Source organism: Pedobacter sp. (assembly GCF_039594775.1).
GTDB lineage: Bacteria > Bacteroidota > Bacteroidia > Sphingobacteriales > Sphingobacteriaceae > Pedobacter.
The window spans coordinates 182,734-195,853 of the sequence record NZ_JBCNMT010000005.1 but is presented as its reverse complement, the minus strand read 5'-3'; the positions used below and the strand labels follow the sequence as shown (position 1 = coordinate 195,853).

Annotated in this window: 16 protein-coding genes; 13 read left to right on the top strand and 3 right to left on the bottom strand. The window is 37.4% G+C overall.

Features of this window, described 5'->3' with window-relative positions; genetic code table 11:
* Positions 1–2: 2 nt before the first annotated feature.
* Together ABDV71_RS13810 and ABDV71_RS13805 are read left to right on the top strand one after the other, a co-directional pair.
* Positions 3–386 (top strand): TraR/DksA C4-type zinc finger protein, encoded by a 384-nt coding sequence (locus ABDV71_RS13810; protein ID WP_113663021.1) that lies wholly within the window; start codon positions 3–5, stop codon positions 384–386.
* Positions 386–988 carry a lipoprotein signal peptidase gene (locus ABDV71_RS13805; RefSeq protein ID WP_343533524.1) on the top strand — a complete coding sequence of 201 codons (603 nt, stop codon included), beginning with the start codon at positions 386–388 and terminating at the stop codon, positions 986–988. Before ABDV71_RS13810 ends, ABDV71_RS13805 begins: the two co-directional genes overlap by 1 nt.
* Before the next feature lie 393 nt (positions 989–1,381).
* Here the strand turns inward: ABDV71_RS13805 and ABDV71_RS13800 are convergent, their stop codons facing one another.
* Together ABDV71_RS13800 and ABDV71_RS13795 are read right to left on the bottom strand one after the other, a co-directional pair.
* A complete protein-coding gene (locus tag ABDV71_RS13800; protein ID WP_343533522.1) occupies positions 1,382–1,924 on the bottom strand; it encodes a hypothetical protein in 543 nt (180 codons plus the stop codon).
* Positions 1,924–2,835 carry a hypothetical protein gene (locus ABDV71_RS13795; RefSeq protein ID WP_343533520.1) on the bottom strand — a complete coding sequence of 304 codons (912 nt, stop codon included), beginning with the start codon at positions 2,833–2,835 and terminating at the stop codon, positions 1,924–1,926. Before ABDV71_RS13795 ends, ABDV71_RS13800 begins: the two co-directional genes overlap by 1 nt.
* Positions 2,836–2,993: 158 nt before the next feature.
* Between ABDV71_RS13795 and ABDV71_RS13790 the strand changes: the two genes are divergently transcribed.
* From ABDV71_RS13790 to ABDV71_RS13750, 9 genes are all read left to right on the top strand, one after another.
* Complete coding sequence (locus ABDV71_RS13790) at positions 2,994–3,986, top strand: SIMPL domain-containing protein (RefSeq protein WP_343533518.1); 993 nt, start codon at positions 2,994–2,996, stop codon at positions 3,984–3,986.
* 35 nt (positions 3,987–4,021) lie between these two features.
* Positions 4,022–4,831 (top strand): hypothetical protein, encoded by an 810-nt coding sequence (locus ABDV71_RS13785; protein ID WP_343533516.1) that lies wholly within the window; start codon positions 4,022–4,024, stop codon positions 4,829–4,831.
* Between the two features lie 59 nt (positions 4,832–4,890).
* Positions 4,891–5,592 carry a DUF1080 domain-containing protein gene (locus tag ABDV71_RS13780; RefSeq protein WP_343533514.1) on the top strand — a complete coding sequence of 234 codons (702 nt, stop codon included), beginning with the start codon at positions 4,891–4,893 and terminating at the stop codon, positions 5,590–5,592.
* Between the two features lie 169 nt (positions 5,593–5,761).
* Positions 5,762–6,472 carry an SIMPL domain-containing protein gene (locus ABDV71_RS13775; protein WP_343533512.1) on the top strand — a complete coding sequence of 237 codons (711 nt, stop codon included), beginning with the start codon at positions 5,762–5,764 and terminating at the stop codon, positions 6,470–6,472.
* 76 nt (positions 6,473–6,548) lie between these two features.
* The gene (locus ABDV71_RS13770) at positions 6,549–6,857 is read left to right on the top strand and encodes a hypothetical protein (protein ID WP_343533510.1); all 309 of its coding nucleotides are present in this window, start codon (positions 6,549–6,551) and stop codon (positions 6,855–6,857) included.
* Between the two features lie 77 nt (positions 6,858–6,934).
* On the top strand, positions 6,935–7,243 hold the full coding sequence (locus ABDV71_RS13765; protein WP_343533508.1) for a hypothetical protein: 309 nt from the start codon (positions 6,935–6,937) through the stop codon (positions 7,241–7,243).
* Positions 7,244–7,404: 161 nt separating this feature from the next.
* Positions 7,405–8,007 (top strand): YceI family protein, encoded by a 603-nt coding sequence (locus ABDV71_RS13760; RefSeq protein WP_343533506.1) that lies wholly within the window; start codon positions 7,405–7,407, stop codon positions 8,005–8,007.
* A 24-nt stretch (positions 8,008–8,031) separates the two neighbouring features.
* On the top strand, positions 8,032–9,297 hold the full coding sequence (locus ABDV71_RS13755; RefSeq protein ID WP_343533504.1) for a hypothetical protein: 1,266 nt from the start codon (positions 8,032–8,034) through the stop codon (positions 9,295–9,297).
* 207 nt (positions 9,298–9,504) lie between these two features.
* On the top strand, positions 9,505–10,095 hold the full coding sequence (locus tag ABDV71_RS13750) for a hypothetical protein (protein ID WP_343533502.1): 591 nt from the start codon (positions 9,505–9,507) through the stop codon (positions 10,093–10,095).
* On the opposite strand, the gene serS is transcribed toward ABDV71_RS13750, so the two are convergent.
* Complete coding sequence (gene serS, locus ABDV71_RS13745) at positions 10,092–11,363, bottom strand: serine--tRNA ligase (RefSeq protein WP_343533501.1); 1,272 nt, start codon at positions 11,361–11,363, stop codon at positions 10,092–10,094. The two genes, ABDV71_RS13750 and serS, sit on opposite strands and share 4 nt — an antisense overlap.
* A 108-nt stretch (positions 11,364–11,471) precedes the next feature.
* Here serS and rsmI point away from each other — a divergent pair, with 108 nt between their 5' ends.
* Together rsmI and ABDV71_RS13735 are read left to right on the top strand one after the other, a co-directional pair.
* Positions 11,472–12,197, top strand: coding sequence for a 16S rRNA (cytidine(1402)-2'-O)-methyltransferase (rsmI, locus tag ABDV71_RS13740; RefSeq protein WP_343533499.1), 726 nt, complete (start codon positions 11,472–11,474; stop codon positions 12,195–12,197).
* Positions 12,198–12,251: 54 nt separating this feature from the next.
* Positions 12,252–12,899 carry a PH domain-containing protein gene (locus ABDV71_RS13735; protein WP_343533497.1) on the top strand — a complete coding sequence of 216 codons (648 nt, stop codon included), beginning with the start codon at positions 12,252–12,254 and terminating at the stop codon, positions 12,897–12,899.
* Positions 12,900–13,120 lie beyond the last annotated feature (221 nt).

The window sequence follows — 13,120 nt, the reverse complement described above, 5'->3', positions numbered from 1 at the left end:
ATATGGAAAAAACTGAGAAAACACGTTATTCTGATAGCGAACTACAGGAATTTAAAGAGCTGATTTTAGAGAAATTAAAAAGCTCTAGGGAAGAGTTACAATCGTTAACTTCATCATTAAGCAATCCGAATTCTAATGGCACAGAAGACACTTCTGGTGCTTACAAAACCTTGGAAGATGGCTCTGCTACCTTAGAAAAAGAACAAATCAATCAGTTGGCTGCACGTCAACGTAAGTTCATTGATAATTTGGAAGCCGCATTAGTGCGTATTGAGAACAAAACTTATGGCATTTGCAGAGAGACAGGTAAACTCATCCAAAAGGAACGTTTACGTGCGGTACCGCATGCCACGCTAAGCATGGAAGCTAAATTGAAACAAGGTTAATGAAAGGCTATACAAAACCCTTACTTTTAATATTTATCGTGCTTTTGGTCGACCAAGTTTCTAAAACTTGGATAAAAACCCACATGTACCTAGGACAAGAGTATAAGGTCTTAGGCGATTGGTTCATTATCCACTTTACAGAAAACAATGGAATGGCCTTTGGCTTAGAGTTTGGTGGCGAGTTCGGGAAACTGGCATTATCCCTATTTAGAATTATTGCAGTGGGCGGTATCGGTTACGGACTTCATTACCTAATTCAACGCAAATACCATCGTGGCTTAATCCTAAATGTAGCCTTGATTTTTGCAGGCGCTTTGGGCAACATCATCGATTCTGTTTTTTATGGCCTGATTTACGGCTACGAAACTTTGTTCCATGGTCGTGTGGTTGATATGCTGTACTTCCCGATTTTGAAAGGCACTTTCCCTACTTGGTTTCCAGTTTGGGGCGGCGAACCTTTCGAGTTTTTCAGACCAGTATTTAACCTTGCCGATGCAGCCATTTCTGTGGGTGTTATCACCATCTTGATTTTCCAAAAAACCTATTTTAAGGAAGAAGTGAAAGATGAGATCGGCATTAATAATGAAACTGTAGAAGACTAGGGAGATTGACGATTGTAGAGTTACAATTTTAGATTTCCGTTTTGATTATAAAAACCTTACAACAAATTGTTGTAAGGTTTTTTTTTTGAGATGTCGTCATTTCGAGCGGAATGCAGTGTAGCTGGGAACCGAAGCTCAACGAAGTTAAATCTTTGGATTTGCTCAGATTAAATAGTTCAAAGATTTTCGACAAAGTCGAAATGACGTACTATGAACGGTAACGGAACAAGTCCGAAGGGCTGATATAATTCTAGAATATAGGGTTAGCTAATAAACCACGAAGTGGTGATATAATTTTGTTAGATAATGTTCTTTTTAATTCCTCTTTCATAACATTCCCAAAGATTTGGCTTCGCAAGGTCGAAATGACGTTATAAACGCAAGCCTGCACCACTATTGTATGCGTCCCAAATATAGTTCCCAAACATTTTTTGTCGTGTCCCCAAAGGTTTTGACTTCGCTAGATAAGTAAACCGTCTGGGTTAATGATAACGAACGAGCAACCTTATTATCTAAAATTTGAACCTCATAAGCTGTTTGCCAACTATCAAAAAGAATGGGTCCATCTTCAAATCTCAACAGCTTAAACTTTAAATGTCTTTTCTTAAGTTGCTCGATAAAAGAAGATAGCTTAATTTCATTTTTAGCATTATTTAAGAAATCTGGCAGCAAGATATCCTTCCCCTTAAAAAGAAGGTAGATATTTTTCTCCACTTCTTTTTTTAAATCTACAGAGGCTGCCGTATCCGAAAGCAACTGGAAATACTGGTACAAATCTTCTACTTTTCCTTTGGCATTCTCCTGATAAGCCGCCAAGACTGGGGCAGCAAAAGTTGATTGTAAGCCCCTAGCCCCCGTCTCTTTTTTACTAGCCTGTTGTGCCTTTATAAAAAGACAACAGATCATTAAACCTACTGTTAAAAAAGTTCTAAGCATTATTGATTAATTCTTATAAACTGTATCACCCCATTTTCGTCACTTCTCAATTCTACTATTTTCATTCTTTTTATAGAAACAGTAGGAACAATTAGCTTTTGGGAAAACTCTTCTTTATTAAAGTATTCAGCACCTAAATCATCTTTCAACATAACAATTACTTCCAAGTCATCTGATAAAATTTTATCGAGCTGCACTTTACGTGTCTGCCAATCTTTAATATCAGAAATCATAAAAGCCTTCAACATCATCGCATAATCGTTAGGCTGTAAATCAATCTTTGTGATTGCCGTATCGCTATAAGAAATATGAACCACTTTCTTTTTATAAAAGGGGCTTACAATTTCCAGCGTCGTATTTCGCTTTTGTAGGCCATCTACTTCAATGGCCCCATTTTTAACCTTTAATGTTTTCTTTAGCGAATCCTGTAATTGATAAACTTTAACCTCTTCACTATCCACCTGTTGATCATTATATTGATTCTTTATTTGTAATAACCGTATTTCTTTAGCAGGTTTTTTGGTGATGAAAAAAACCAGAAGAGCACAGATTACTAAAGCGGTCAATCCTATTCCAAACCGAAGCAACCAATTGTTTTTTGGTGAAGATGGGGCCTTCATCCCTTTTTTGCACTCAAACTTAAATTCATCCCAATTAGAATACCCCACAAATGTCGACAAGATGTCCAACATATCTTTTCTAGGGATCTTCTCATTTCGCTCAGGCTTTAGATGAGTGTAGATCCACTTCTCGCTGACAGACTGTTTACAAACATTTTCTATCAAAACGATTAATTTCTGGATATCAAGCGAACTGAAGGTTTTCCAGCTTCCAGTAAAAAATGGAAAATGCTCTTTATAAGTCTGGAGCACTTTGCCTTTTAATTCCTGAAACAAATCCAAATCGGTCATTTATCGATTATCGAAAGTATTTAGAAGCTGCTTTATTTTACTGTAAAACCACTGTAAATGTAGTAAAAAACTTTACAGTGAAGTGCAAGCGGTTTTACCAAGACAATCTTACTTAAGCGCCATAAAATTGCCTCATAAACATTAAAAAATTTAAAATTATGAAAGCAAAACTGTTAATCGCATTAGTCACTACCTTATTCTTTTTAAGCCAAGTCCATGCTCAAATTAAAGGCAACGCCAATTACAAAAGTGGAAATGTAAATTATGGAGACAACTTTTATCAGATAAACAGAGGTAGCACCATAAAAACCACTACCAGCTCACGAGATGAAATGATGGTAGTAATAAAAGGTATTTACAATGAAAAGGCCTCGTCGTTTATTGCAACTTTTGGGATTCTACAATCTGGGAAAACTGCGGAAGAAACCACCAACCTTATTGACGAAAGAATTCAGAATGTAATAAGAGACTTAAGCTCATTCAATAAGGAAATTGAAATTGCTACAGATATGATTTCCTTCGTTCCTAGCTATAACTATGCTGTAGAAAAGAAAATATTTAATCCCAAAACCTATAATGAAAAACCTGCCGGCTTTGAGCTTAAAAAAAATCTCATCATCAAATATAAAAAAGGTAGTGATTTCGATAAAATCATGTCTGTATGTAGCAAAAATGAAATCTACGATTTAGTAAAGGTAGACTATATAACGACCAACTATGATACGATCAAAAGTCAGATGCAGAAAAAAGCGTTGGAAGTATTCAAAGAGACGACAGCAAACTACTCCATGCTAATGAATACTGACCTAAACAAGAAAGAAAAAATACTACAGGAGGGTTTTAACATTAGCTATCCAACAGAAAATTACAGACAATACCAAGCTTATGCAGCAACCCATCCTAGTTTCGAGAACAGTAGCGAAGTAAATGACATTAAGAAAAACACTACTCAGTATTTTAACGGTGCACTTTTGAGAGAGCATAACTTTATCTTCAATCCAGAAATTACTGAACCAAGCATACAGGCTTTTTACGAAATCACCATTACCATAAAACTTAAAGAAGACCAGCTTCCAAAAAACACTATTGTTAAGGACAATAAGTACTATGTGATTACCGCAACCGGAGAAATTAAACGATTGGTTTTATAACAGTTCTATCAGTATTGCTAACTTAAGCTCCAAATATGAAAACAAACATTATAACTTTCATTGTGATAGCAATGGCCGTGATTTCCTGCAACGGCAATCAAAAAACCAAGACCCCACCTAAACAAGATACAATCGATCAATTAACCAATGAAAATCAACCAATAAATACAGTTAATACTCAACCTACAACTGATTCTTTGTTCTTGAAAAAGTACGAATGCAAGATTAAGAAAGAATTTGTTGAAAACGCCAAAACTTTAACTGAAGAACAGCTAGATAGTATTTTTAACGAAACATTTCCTCGCATCATTGATACCAAGATTACTTATTCACCAGATAGTACATTTAAAATCTTCACGTTCACGATGGAAGATTGCGGAGCCCGCTGTAATGTATTTTATTATTCTTGGTTACACTTCAATTTAAAAAAGCAAGAAAAAGCACAACGTTTAGAGACCCAATTTAAAGCCATAGACTCCATTTACAAAATAGAAGAAAATAAATTCTTAATCGTTGATCGAGAGGTGGGAGCACAGCATGATGTAACCTGTTTAAGCGCAAGTCTAATTTCTTTTGCCCAAAACAACATCAAAATACAAACTGTAAAGCGCAAATTAAATAAGGATCTTTCCTTTTGTGACCAAGAAAACGAAACTCCAAATGAAAAAGAACCATTTATTAAATACGACAGCAAGAAAAAACGACTTATTTATTCTTTCAGGAGTTACAATTTAAAACAAGATGGTATTGCTGATACAGTTTGGCAGGGTCAAATGAAATATTTAGGAAATAATTTTGTGTTAGAGAAAGAAACATTTAGAATAGCAACACCCGGGAATCAATAATGTGCGTTTATTTTTCCTTATAAATCCTAAACCTTACATTTGATAAAAGACCAAATTATATGTTCAGCAAACAAACCTTTCTTATTTGCCTATTTTTAGTAAGTATCGGCTATGCAGTAAATGCCCAAAAAACTAAGTTATTCAACGGTAAAGACTTAAAAGGCTGGCACGCCGACGTCCCCGCAAAAGATAAAAATCCTGATACTCCTGCCTCTTTTATTGTCCGCGATGGGAAGCTGGTCAGTATGGGCGATCCCAGAGGGCATCTCATCACCGATTCTGTTTTTTCTAACTACCGATTAGAAGTTGAATATCGATTTGCAGGAAAACCTGGAAACTGTGGTGTTTTGATTCATGCTTCAACTCCAAGAGCATTGTACAAAATGTTTCCAAAATCGTTAGAAGTGCAAATGCAACATCAAGATGCTGGTGATTTCTGGTGCATCGAGGAAGATATTACCGTTCCCAACATGGAAGAAAGACGTGGTCCGAAAGAAACTTGGGGCGTTAGTGCTGGCAAAGCAAGGCGTATCAAAAACCTGACAGATGGCTCGGAAAAACCTTTGGGCGAATGGAACAACATGGTCATCGAATGCTTCTTAGACATCGTTAAAGTTTGGGTAAATGGTGTTTTGGTAAACGAAGGGACCAACTGCACGGCCCAAAAAGGCCAAATTGCTATACAGGCCGAAGGAGCCGAGGTGGAATTCAGAAAACTTGACCTTACTCCCATTGATCCAAAGCTTAAATCCATCAGATAAAATCCGAGTGACTTAATGTTCAGGTTTTTGAAAAAAACAGAAATAATATTTTAAAATAATTCCCTCATTTTTTGAACTTTGGCTCAATTTTAGCGCAAAGCAGGAAAATTGTTTATGGATTTGATACAACATTTACATCTAACCTATAAACACACAAAAATTTGAAATTATGAAACGATTATTTGCAATAGCTTTATTAGCTTTCACCACTCTATCTACTTTTAATGCATCAGCTCAACAAGTTGATCTAAGAAGAAAAATTACCGTTACTGGAACTGCAGAAACTGAAGTTACGCCAGATATCATCTACATCAACATCTCCTTAAAAGAATATTTGAAAGATGGCAACAGTAAGAAAAAAGTAGATATTACTACTTTGGAAACGCAACTTTTTAATGCTGTACAAAAAGCAGGAATTGCTAAAGAGAATTTAACGATTAACAATTTAAGTAGCTGGAATTATCAAACCGAAAAAAGGAAAAATCCAGACTTTTTAGCCAGTAAACAATATCGTTTAAAAGTGAGCGATTTGAATAAATTCAACCTGATTTTAGAAGGTGTTGATGCCAAAGGAATCACTAACACCTATGTAGAAAGCTACGATTACAGCAAAATAGAAAGCTTGAAAAAAGAGCTAAAAGTGAAAGCTTTATTGGCTGCCAAAGAAAAAGCTGCTTACATGGTAGAAGCCTTGGGAGATAAATTAGGTAATGTGCTAGACATTCAAGATGTAGGCGACAATGGAGGTATGATGGTTCCACAATACAGAAACTACGCGATGAAAGCCGAAATGTCTATGGATGCAGGTGCTGCTCCAGAAATTGACTTTAAAAAAATCAAATTGAGCTTTACCGTAAACACCGTTTTCGAGATTAAATAATTTATTTTTAATAATTTTGTGAACCTATCATCGTAATGGTTGATAGGTTCTTTTTTTATCCATAACTAACACATACATGAAAAAACTGATTTACTTGTTCCTAGTTCTTGTTACGCTAACCACTACCGTTAATGCCGCTCCTACAAACGATGATAAACCTAAAACGGAGTTAACAATTGAGCAGAAGGCCGAGTTGGAATATATTACCAAACGTGTAGAGGAAATTAAGGCTATCGATAAATCGACCCTGACCAAGGCGGAAAGAAAAGCGCTTAGAAAAGAAGTAAAAGAACTGAAAAAACGTTCAGATTTTCTAAGTCAAAACATTACACTTTCTTTAGGTGCCATTATCATCATCTTATTATTGCTTATCCTTATTCTTTAATTTTAGCAATTAGGATTTACGATAGAACTTTTTTTAACATGAGTTGTTTATAGCATTGTAACTATAAACTAAATCGCATGAAAAAAATTATCTATCCATTAATGTTATTGATGGCATTAACATTTAACCTAAATGTAGCCCTTGCCGCAAATGATAAACCTAAAACGGAACTCACTCCCGAACAACGGTTAGAGCTGAACAGAATTACGTCCAGAGTGGAAGAAATTAAAGCGATGGACAAATCAAATCTTAGCAGAGAGGAACGTAAGGAGCTGCGCAAAGAGCTTAGAGAGATGAAGAAAAAAGCTAAAGCCATAGGAGGCGGTGTTTACCTATCCGTTGGAGCAATTATCATCATCATTTTATTATTGATTCTTATCTTATAAGATAGAACATGATACCGTTAAAAAGCTGGGATTTACGTCCCGGCTTTTTTTTGTGCGTTTAATCACCCCCATATATAAGGCACATCAATTTATGAAATGAGCCATATCACGTACCAGCCTCCTATTTAGCCAGACCTTTATAGTATTAAAACTTGAATGCTATGAAGACTTCTAAAACCTTCTGGATTGTCCTGGCCATCCTTCCGTTTTTTGCCTTAGTAGGCAAAGCGCAAACCGCCAAACTAAATTTAAAAGAAAGCTCAATTTTGGTAAAAGGCACTTCCTCTTTACATGATTGGCGCTGCAAGACCGAGCAAATTACGGGCGATATTTCCTACAAAGCTGATGCCCTCACTTTAAAAGACATTCCCACTTTAGACTTGCAATTGATAGTTAAATCAATGCGGAGTATTAAGGAAAACGGAAACTACTATGAAAGCGGCATGGATAAAAACATGTACAAAGCATTAAATGCAGAGAAGTTTCCAAAAATCACTTTTACGTTGATCGACATTAGCAATATAAAGGCCAGCGCAGGCAAAGCCGAATTTGTAGCCAAAGGAAATTTAACCATAGCAGGTAATCAAAAAGCCATTAGCTTCCCCGTAAATGCTACGCTTACCGCTAACGGAATTGCTTTTAAAGGCACTACCTCCTTCAAAATGACTTCCTTCGGTGTAACGCCTCCAAGAGCCTTATTGGGCACTATTAAAACTGGTGATGAAATTACCATTGAGTTTAATGCCGCTTTTAAAAACAACTAATTACTACACGCTAAATCAATTAAAATGAAAAGACTTTTACTCGCTGCAGTTTTTGTTACAGTAGCTGGAACTGCATTTGCACAGCAGAGCAAAATTGCCAACATGAGGCCCTACGATAAATCAGGCATCAACATGTTTGAAACCCCAAAAACTGATACCGTTCCGTTTGATGATGTAAAAGTGAGAATTGGTGCAGGTTTTACGCAACAGTTTCAGGCCCTAAAACACAGCAATAACTCCACATCTACCACTCAATTGTACAACTTGCGCAGCGGCTTCAACTTGGCCACAGCCAACCTTAACATCGATGCACAACTGGCCAAAGGGATTAGGTTAAACTTGATTTCTTACTTATCAGCCAGGCACCACCAAGAAACTTGGGTAAAGGGAGGCTTTGTACAGATTGACGCTTCACCTATAAATTCGGAGTTGCTAGACAATGTGTTTAAATATGTAACCGTGAAAATTGGTCACTACGAAGACAATTATGGCGATGCTCACTTTCGCAGAACCGACAACGGACACTCTTTATACAATCCGTTTATTGGAAACTATATTTTAGACGGTTTCACCACAGAAATTGGTGCCGAGATTGATTTCCAAAAAGATGGCTTTTTGGCTGTAGCTGCCATCCACAATGGTGAAATTAAAGGCGAAATTTCTGATGCGCCAACTCGTAATCCATCTTTCATTGGCAAAATAGGTTACGACAGACACTTGAACAACGATTTAAGGGTACGTTTGACAGGTTCTGTTTACCACAACAATGGTGCTGCTGCCAATACTTTATATACTGGTGACAGAGGTGGCTCAAGGTATTATTTAGTGATGGAAGCTGCAGGGGCCAACGCAAAAGACGCCGCTTGGTCAGGTAATTTACGCCCAGGTTTCAGCCGTCAGGTAACTGCCTTTATGATCAACCCTTTTATTAAGTACCAAGGTTTAGAGTTATTTGGCACACTTGAATTTGCTAAAGGGAAAGCCATTAACGAAATCAACAAAAGAGATGTTAATCAGTTAGCCGTGGAAGGTATTTATCGCTTTACTAAAAACGAAAACCTATTTGTAGGCATGCGCTACAATACCGTTACCGCCGACATGCTGTTTGGAACAGCAACCCAAGAAGTAAAAATTAACCGAGTACAAGCAAGTGCAGGCTGGTTCGTAACCAAAAACATGGTGGTTAAAGCTGAATATGTTAACCAAAAATATAATGACTTCCCTACTTCCAATCTATTATCAGGTGGTAAGTTCAAAGGGATGATGTTTGAAGCCAGTGTAGGATTTTAGTTAGTTAATAGTTGAATAGTTATGGTTTGAGCCGCTCTTTAGGTTTAGGGGCGGCTTTTTTCGTAAAACGACAAACTGATATTTATTTCCTCCCCCTACCCCTCTAGAGGGGGATACATGGCGCTTAAGTATGCGATTTACATATCCCCCCTTTGGAGGGGGCAGGGGGAGGATGATTGAACATACTGATTACCACATTCTAAAACCATGAGCACATTTCCCCATCACTTACTCAGCATCCTCTTGCTTCTCTTCATAAAATTGGCAGATGCACAAGAATACCAGCTCCAACTTTTACCAGAGAGCAGTATTTTGATTAAAGGCAATTCTAACATCAATAAATTCACCTTTACCTACGAGAAATTACTCAAACCTAACAGCAGTATCAATGTAGAGAAAAGCAGGAATAGCCTCACCTTAAAAAATGCCAGAATAGATGCTGAGGTTGTAGCCTTTAGCTCGGGCAGTAATTTAATGGACCGCGATTACAGAAACATGATGAACTATCGAACGTTCCCCTACATCAGCATCGTGATACATCAGATCAACTTCCTCAAAACCTACAATGAAAATAATGGCACTGCCGAAGCCATCGCTAGCATCAGCATTGCGGGCGAAAAACGATTGGACACCCTACAGTTCAATTACGCCAAAACAAAAGAAATTTATCGTTGCAATAGTTTACACCAACTTTCACTTAGGGATTATAAAATAAAGCCCCTCAAAAAAATGATGGGGCTTATTTCATTAAAAGATGTATTGGCAGTAGAAATGATTCTCTACCTTAAAATAGATTAATCGATGATATCGAAACCTGTGTATTTTCTCAAAACCTCTGGAATAACAATTCCCTCAGGAGTTTGATAGTTTTCTAAAATTGAAGCCACAATACGAGGTAAAGCCAAAGCACTTCCGTTTAAGGTATGTGCCAATTGGGTTTTTCCTTCTTTTCCTTTAAATCTTAATTTTAAACGGTTACTTTGATAGGTTTCAAAGTTTGATACCGAAGAAACTTCTAGCCAACGTTGTTGAGCGGCACTCCAAACCTCCATATCGTAAGTCATGGCCGAAGTAAAGCCCATATCGCCACCGCATAAACGTAATACACGATAGTGTAAGCCCAATTGCTGCAATAACGACTGCACATATTGGCTCATGTCTTCCAGCGTTTCGTAAGATTTATCAGGATGGGTAATTTGCACCACCTCTACCTTATCAAATTGGTGCAAACGGTTTAAGCCACGTACGTGGGCACCGTAAGAACCTGCTTCCCTACGGAAACAAGGCGTATAACCAGTATTTTTGATGGGAAGGTCCTCTTCTTTCAAAATCACATCACGGTACAAATTGGTCACGGGTACTTCTGCCGTAGGAATCAAATACAAATCATCCACTCCAACATGGTACATCTGTCCTTCCTTATCAGGCAATTGTCCGGTACCAAAGCCCGAAGCCGCATTCACCAAGTGAGGCACTTGCATTTCTTTGTAGCCAGCAGCAGTAGCATGGTCTAAAAAGAAATTGATTAACGCACGTTGTAACCTTGCCCCTTTTCCTTTATAAACAGGGAAACCAGCTCCAGTAATTTTAGTACCTAATTCAAAGTCAATAATATCATATTTAGCGGCCAGCTCCCAATGTGGCAATGCACCTTCTGGTAAAGCCGTTGGCTCGCCATGCGTTAAAACTACCTCATTGTCATCAGCACTGCTTCCAGCCTTTACCAAATGGTATGGTAAATTAGGCAACTGTACAATTAACGATTGTTGCTTTTCTTCTACTTCGTTAAGCTTTTCGGTCAATACTTTAATATTCTCCTTATGAGATGCCGTACTTGCTTTGATGGCTTCTGCTTCTTCTTTTTTGCCACTGCGCATCAATTCGCCGATTTGCTTGGCAGCTGTGTTTGCCTCTGCCAACAGATTATCCAACGAAACTTGAGTGGAACGACGTTCCTCGTCAACGGAGATGATTTGATCTACCAATTCAACTTGTTTAAAATGACGAACGCCTAATCGCTCTAAAACTTTCTCTCTATTTTCGCGGATATAGTTAACTTGCAGCATTATTTTAATTTTTCACAAAGATAAGATTGAATTACGAATTACGAGTTACGAATTACGATTTTACCTACTAAAATCTAAAATCGTAAGTCTAAAATCTAAAATTAGGAAATGAGCGGCAGATTATACATTGTACCTACACCTATTGGCAACCTAGAGGATATGACTTTTAGGGCAATACGCATTTTAAAAGAGGTAGATTTAATTTTGGCCGAAGATACGCGCACCAGCGCTCCTTTGTTGAAGCATTTTGGAATTGACAAGAGAGTATTTGCCCATCACCAACATAACGAACATAAGGCTACCGCCGAAATCATTAAGTTTTTAAAGGAAGGGCAAAACATCGCCTTAATTTCTGATGCAGGAACGCCTGCCATCTCCGACCCAGGGTTTTTCTTGGTTCGGGAAGCGCTAAAACACGAGATAGAAGTAACCTGCTTACCAGGAGCAACCGCTTTCGTGCCTGCATTGGTGAACTCTGGCCTCCCTAATGACCAATTTGTTTTCGAAGGATTTTTACCTGTTAAAAAAGGAAGACAAACCAGATTAAAGCTTTTGGCGCTGGAAGAAAGAACCATGATTTTTTACGAAAGTCCGCACCGATTACTGAAAACATTGACTGAATTTGCGGAGTTTTTTGGAGAAGATAGACAAGTTTCGATAAGTAGGGAGTTAAGTAAGGTATACGAAGAAAATGTACGTGGCACGGTAATGGAAGTAAAATCACATTTTGAAAACAATATTTTAAAAGGAGAATTCGTAATTTGTGTGGGTGGGAATGAGAATAAGGATAAAGGAGTAAAGAACAAAGACAAATACAAAAAATTAGACAGTTAACTGGCACAACGAATTGCCTATTTGACACGCTATAACAAAACCGATAAAAGAAAAATGATTAACATAGATAGATTTTTGGCCGATGAACAAGACCCAAAGGCCGTTGAAAAAGTAGCAGGAAAGCTAAACGATTTATTAACCAGTGGCGAAGAAATTTTGTACCTAGCTGTACAGAAAAAACCTGCTGTAAACCTTCTTCCTGATTGTATTGCCATTAGCAACAAAAGGATTTTTTATTGCTCACCAAGCAATTTGGGCTTAACCATGAACTTTAAGGATATTTCGTGGAAAAACATTAAAGAAGTGTCTTTTAAAGAAGGTCTTTTAGGTTCTAAGTTTATTTGCGTACCACAATCAGGCGAAAATATTGTAACTGATTTCATTCCTAAAGTTCAGGTTCGTAAGCTACACCAAGCAGCAAACCAACAGCTAGAGGAATATAAAGAAATGTTGAGGCAACAAAAATTGGAAGAAAACAGAGCTTCAGCCTCTTCGTTCAACATGCCTACCCCAACTGCTACACCAGTAATTGAATTGCCTATTGAAGAAGCAATTATAATTCCTGAAACTACTGTGGTAGAGACCAGCAAAGAAGACGAGATTGAGCAAAAACTAGTTAAGCTAAAAACTCTATACGACAAACAGCTGATTACCCGTGAGGAGTATGAACACAAAAAAGCAGCTATTTTAGATAGCATGTAGGTTTATTATCTTGCCGTCATTTCGATACGAAATGACCGAGAAGCAGCTACGGAGTAAATCTGTAACGAAAAGTACACCTAGATATCCTTACGTTCAATAGTGCATCATGCTGAATTTATTTCAGGATTCTTATGGATTGAAAACAATAGGTTAAAACTGATGCTGAAATAAATTCAGCATGACATAATAGGAATGTAATTGCAAACAAAGAACTAATGGAA

Bases quoted from the DNA above. Each gene is read 5' to 3' on its own strand.
- ABDV71_RS13810 (WP_113663021.1), top strand. From the start codon at position 3: ATGGAAAAAACTGAGAAAACACGTTATTCTGATAGCGAACTACAGGAA.
- ABDV71_RS13805 (WP_343533524.1), top strand. From the start codon at position 386: ATGAAAGGCTATACAAAACCCTTACTTTTAATATTTATCGTGCTTTTG.
- ABDV71_RS13800 (WP_343533522.1), bottom strand. From the start codon at position 1,924: ATGCTTAGAACTTTTTTAACAGTAGGTTTAATGATCTGTTGTCTTTTT.
- ABDV71_RS13795 (WP_343533520.1), bottom strand. From the start codon at position 2,835: ATGACCGATTTGGATTTGTTTCAGGAATTAAAAGGCAAAGTGCTCCAG.
- ABDV71_RS13790 (WP_343533518.1), top strand. From the start codon at position 2,994: ATGAAAGCAAAACTGTTAATCGCATTAGTCACTACCTTATTCTTTTTA.
- ABDV71_RS13785 (WP_343533516.1), top strand. From the start codon at position 4,022: ATGAAAACAAACATTATAACTTTCATTGTGATAGCAATGGCCGTGATT.
- ABDV71_RS13780 (WP_343533514.1), top strand. From the start codon at position 4,891: ATGTTCAGCAAACAAACCTTTCTTATTTGCCTATTTTTAGTAAGTATC.
- ABDV71_RS13775 (WP_343533512.1), top strand. From the start codon at position 5,762: ATGAAACGATTATTTGCAATAGCTTTATTAGCTTTCACCACTCTATCT.
- ABDV71_RS13770 (WP_343533510.1), top strand. From the start codon at position 6,549: ATGAAAAAACTGATTTACTTGTTCCTAGTTCTTGTTACGCTAACCACT.
- ABDV71_RS13765 (WP_343533508.1), top strand. From the start codon at position 6,935: ATGAAAAAAATTATCTATCCATTAATGTTATTGATGGCATTAACATTT.
- ABDV71_RS13760 (WP_343533506.1), top strand. From the start codon at position 7,405: ATGAAGACTTCTAAAACCTTCTGGATTGTCCTGGCCATCCTTCCGTTT.
- ABDV71_RS13755 (WP_343533504.1), top strand. From the start codon at position 8,032: ATGAAAAGACTTTTACTCGCTGCAGTTTTTGTTACAGTAGCTGGAACT.
- ABDV71_RS13750 (WP_343533502.1), top strand. From the start codon at position 9,505: ATGAGCACATTTCCCCATCACTTACTCAGCATCCTCTTGCTTCTCTTC.
- serS (WP_343533501.1), bottom strand. From the start codon at position 11,363: ATGCTGCAAGTTAACTATATCCGCGAAAATAGAGAGAAAGTTTTAGAG.
- rsmI (WP_343533499.1), top strand. From the start codon at position 11,472: ATGAGCGGCAGATTATACATTGTACCTACACCTATTGGCAACCTAGAG.
- ABDV71_RS13735 (WP_343533497.1), top strand. From the start codon at position 12,252: ATGATTAACATAGATAGATTTTTGGCCGATGAACAAGACCCAAAGGCC.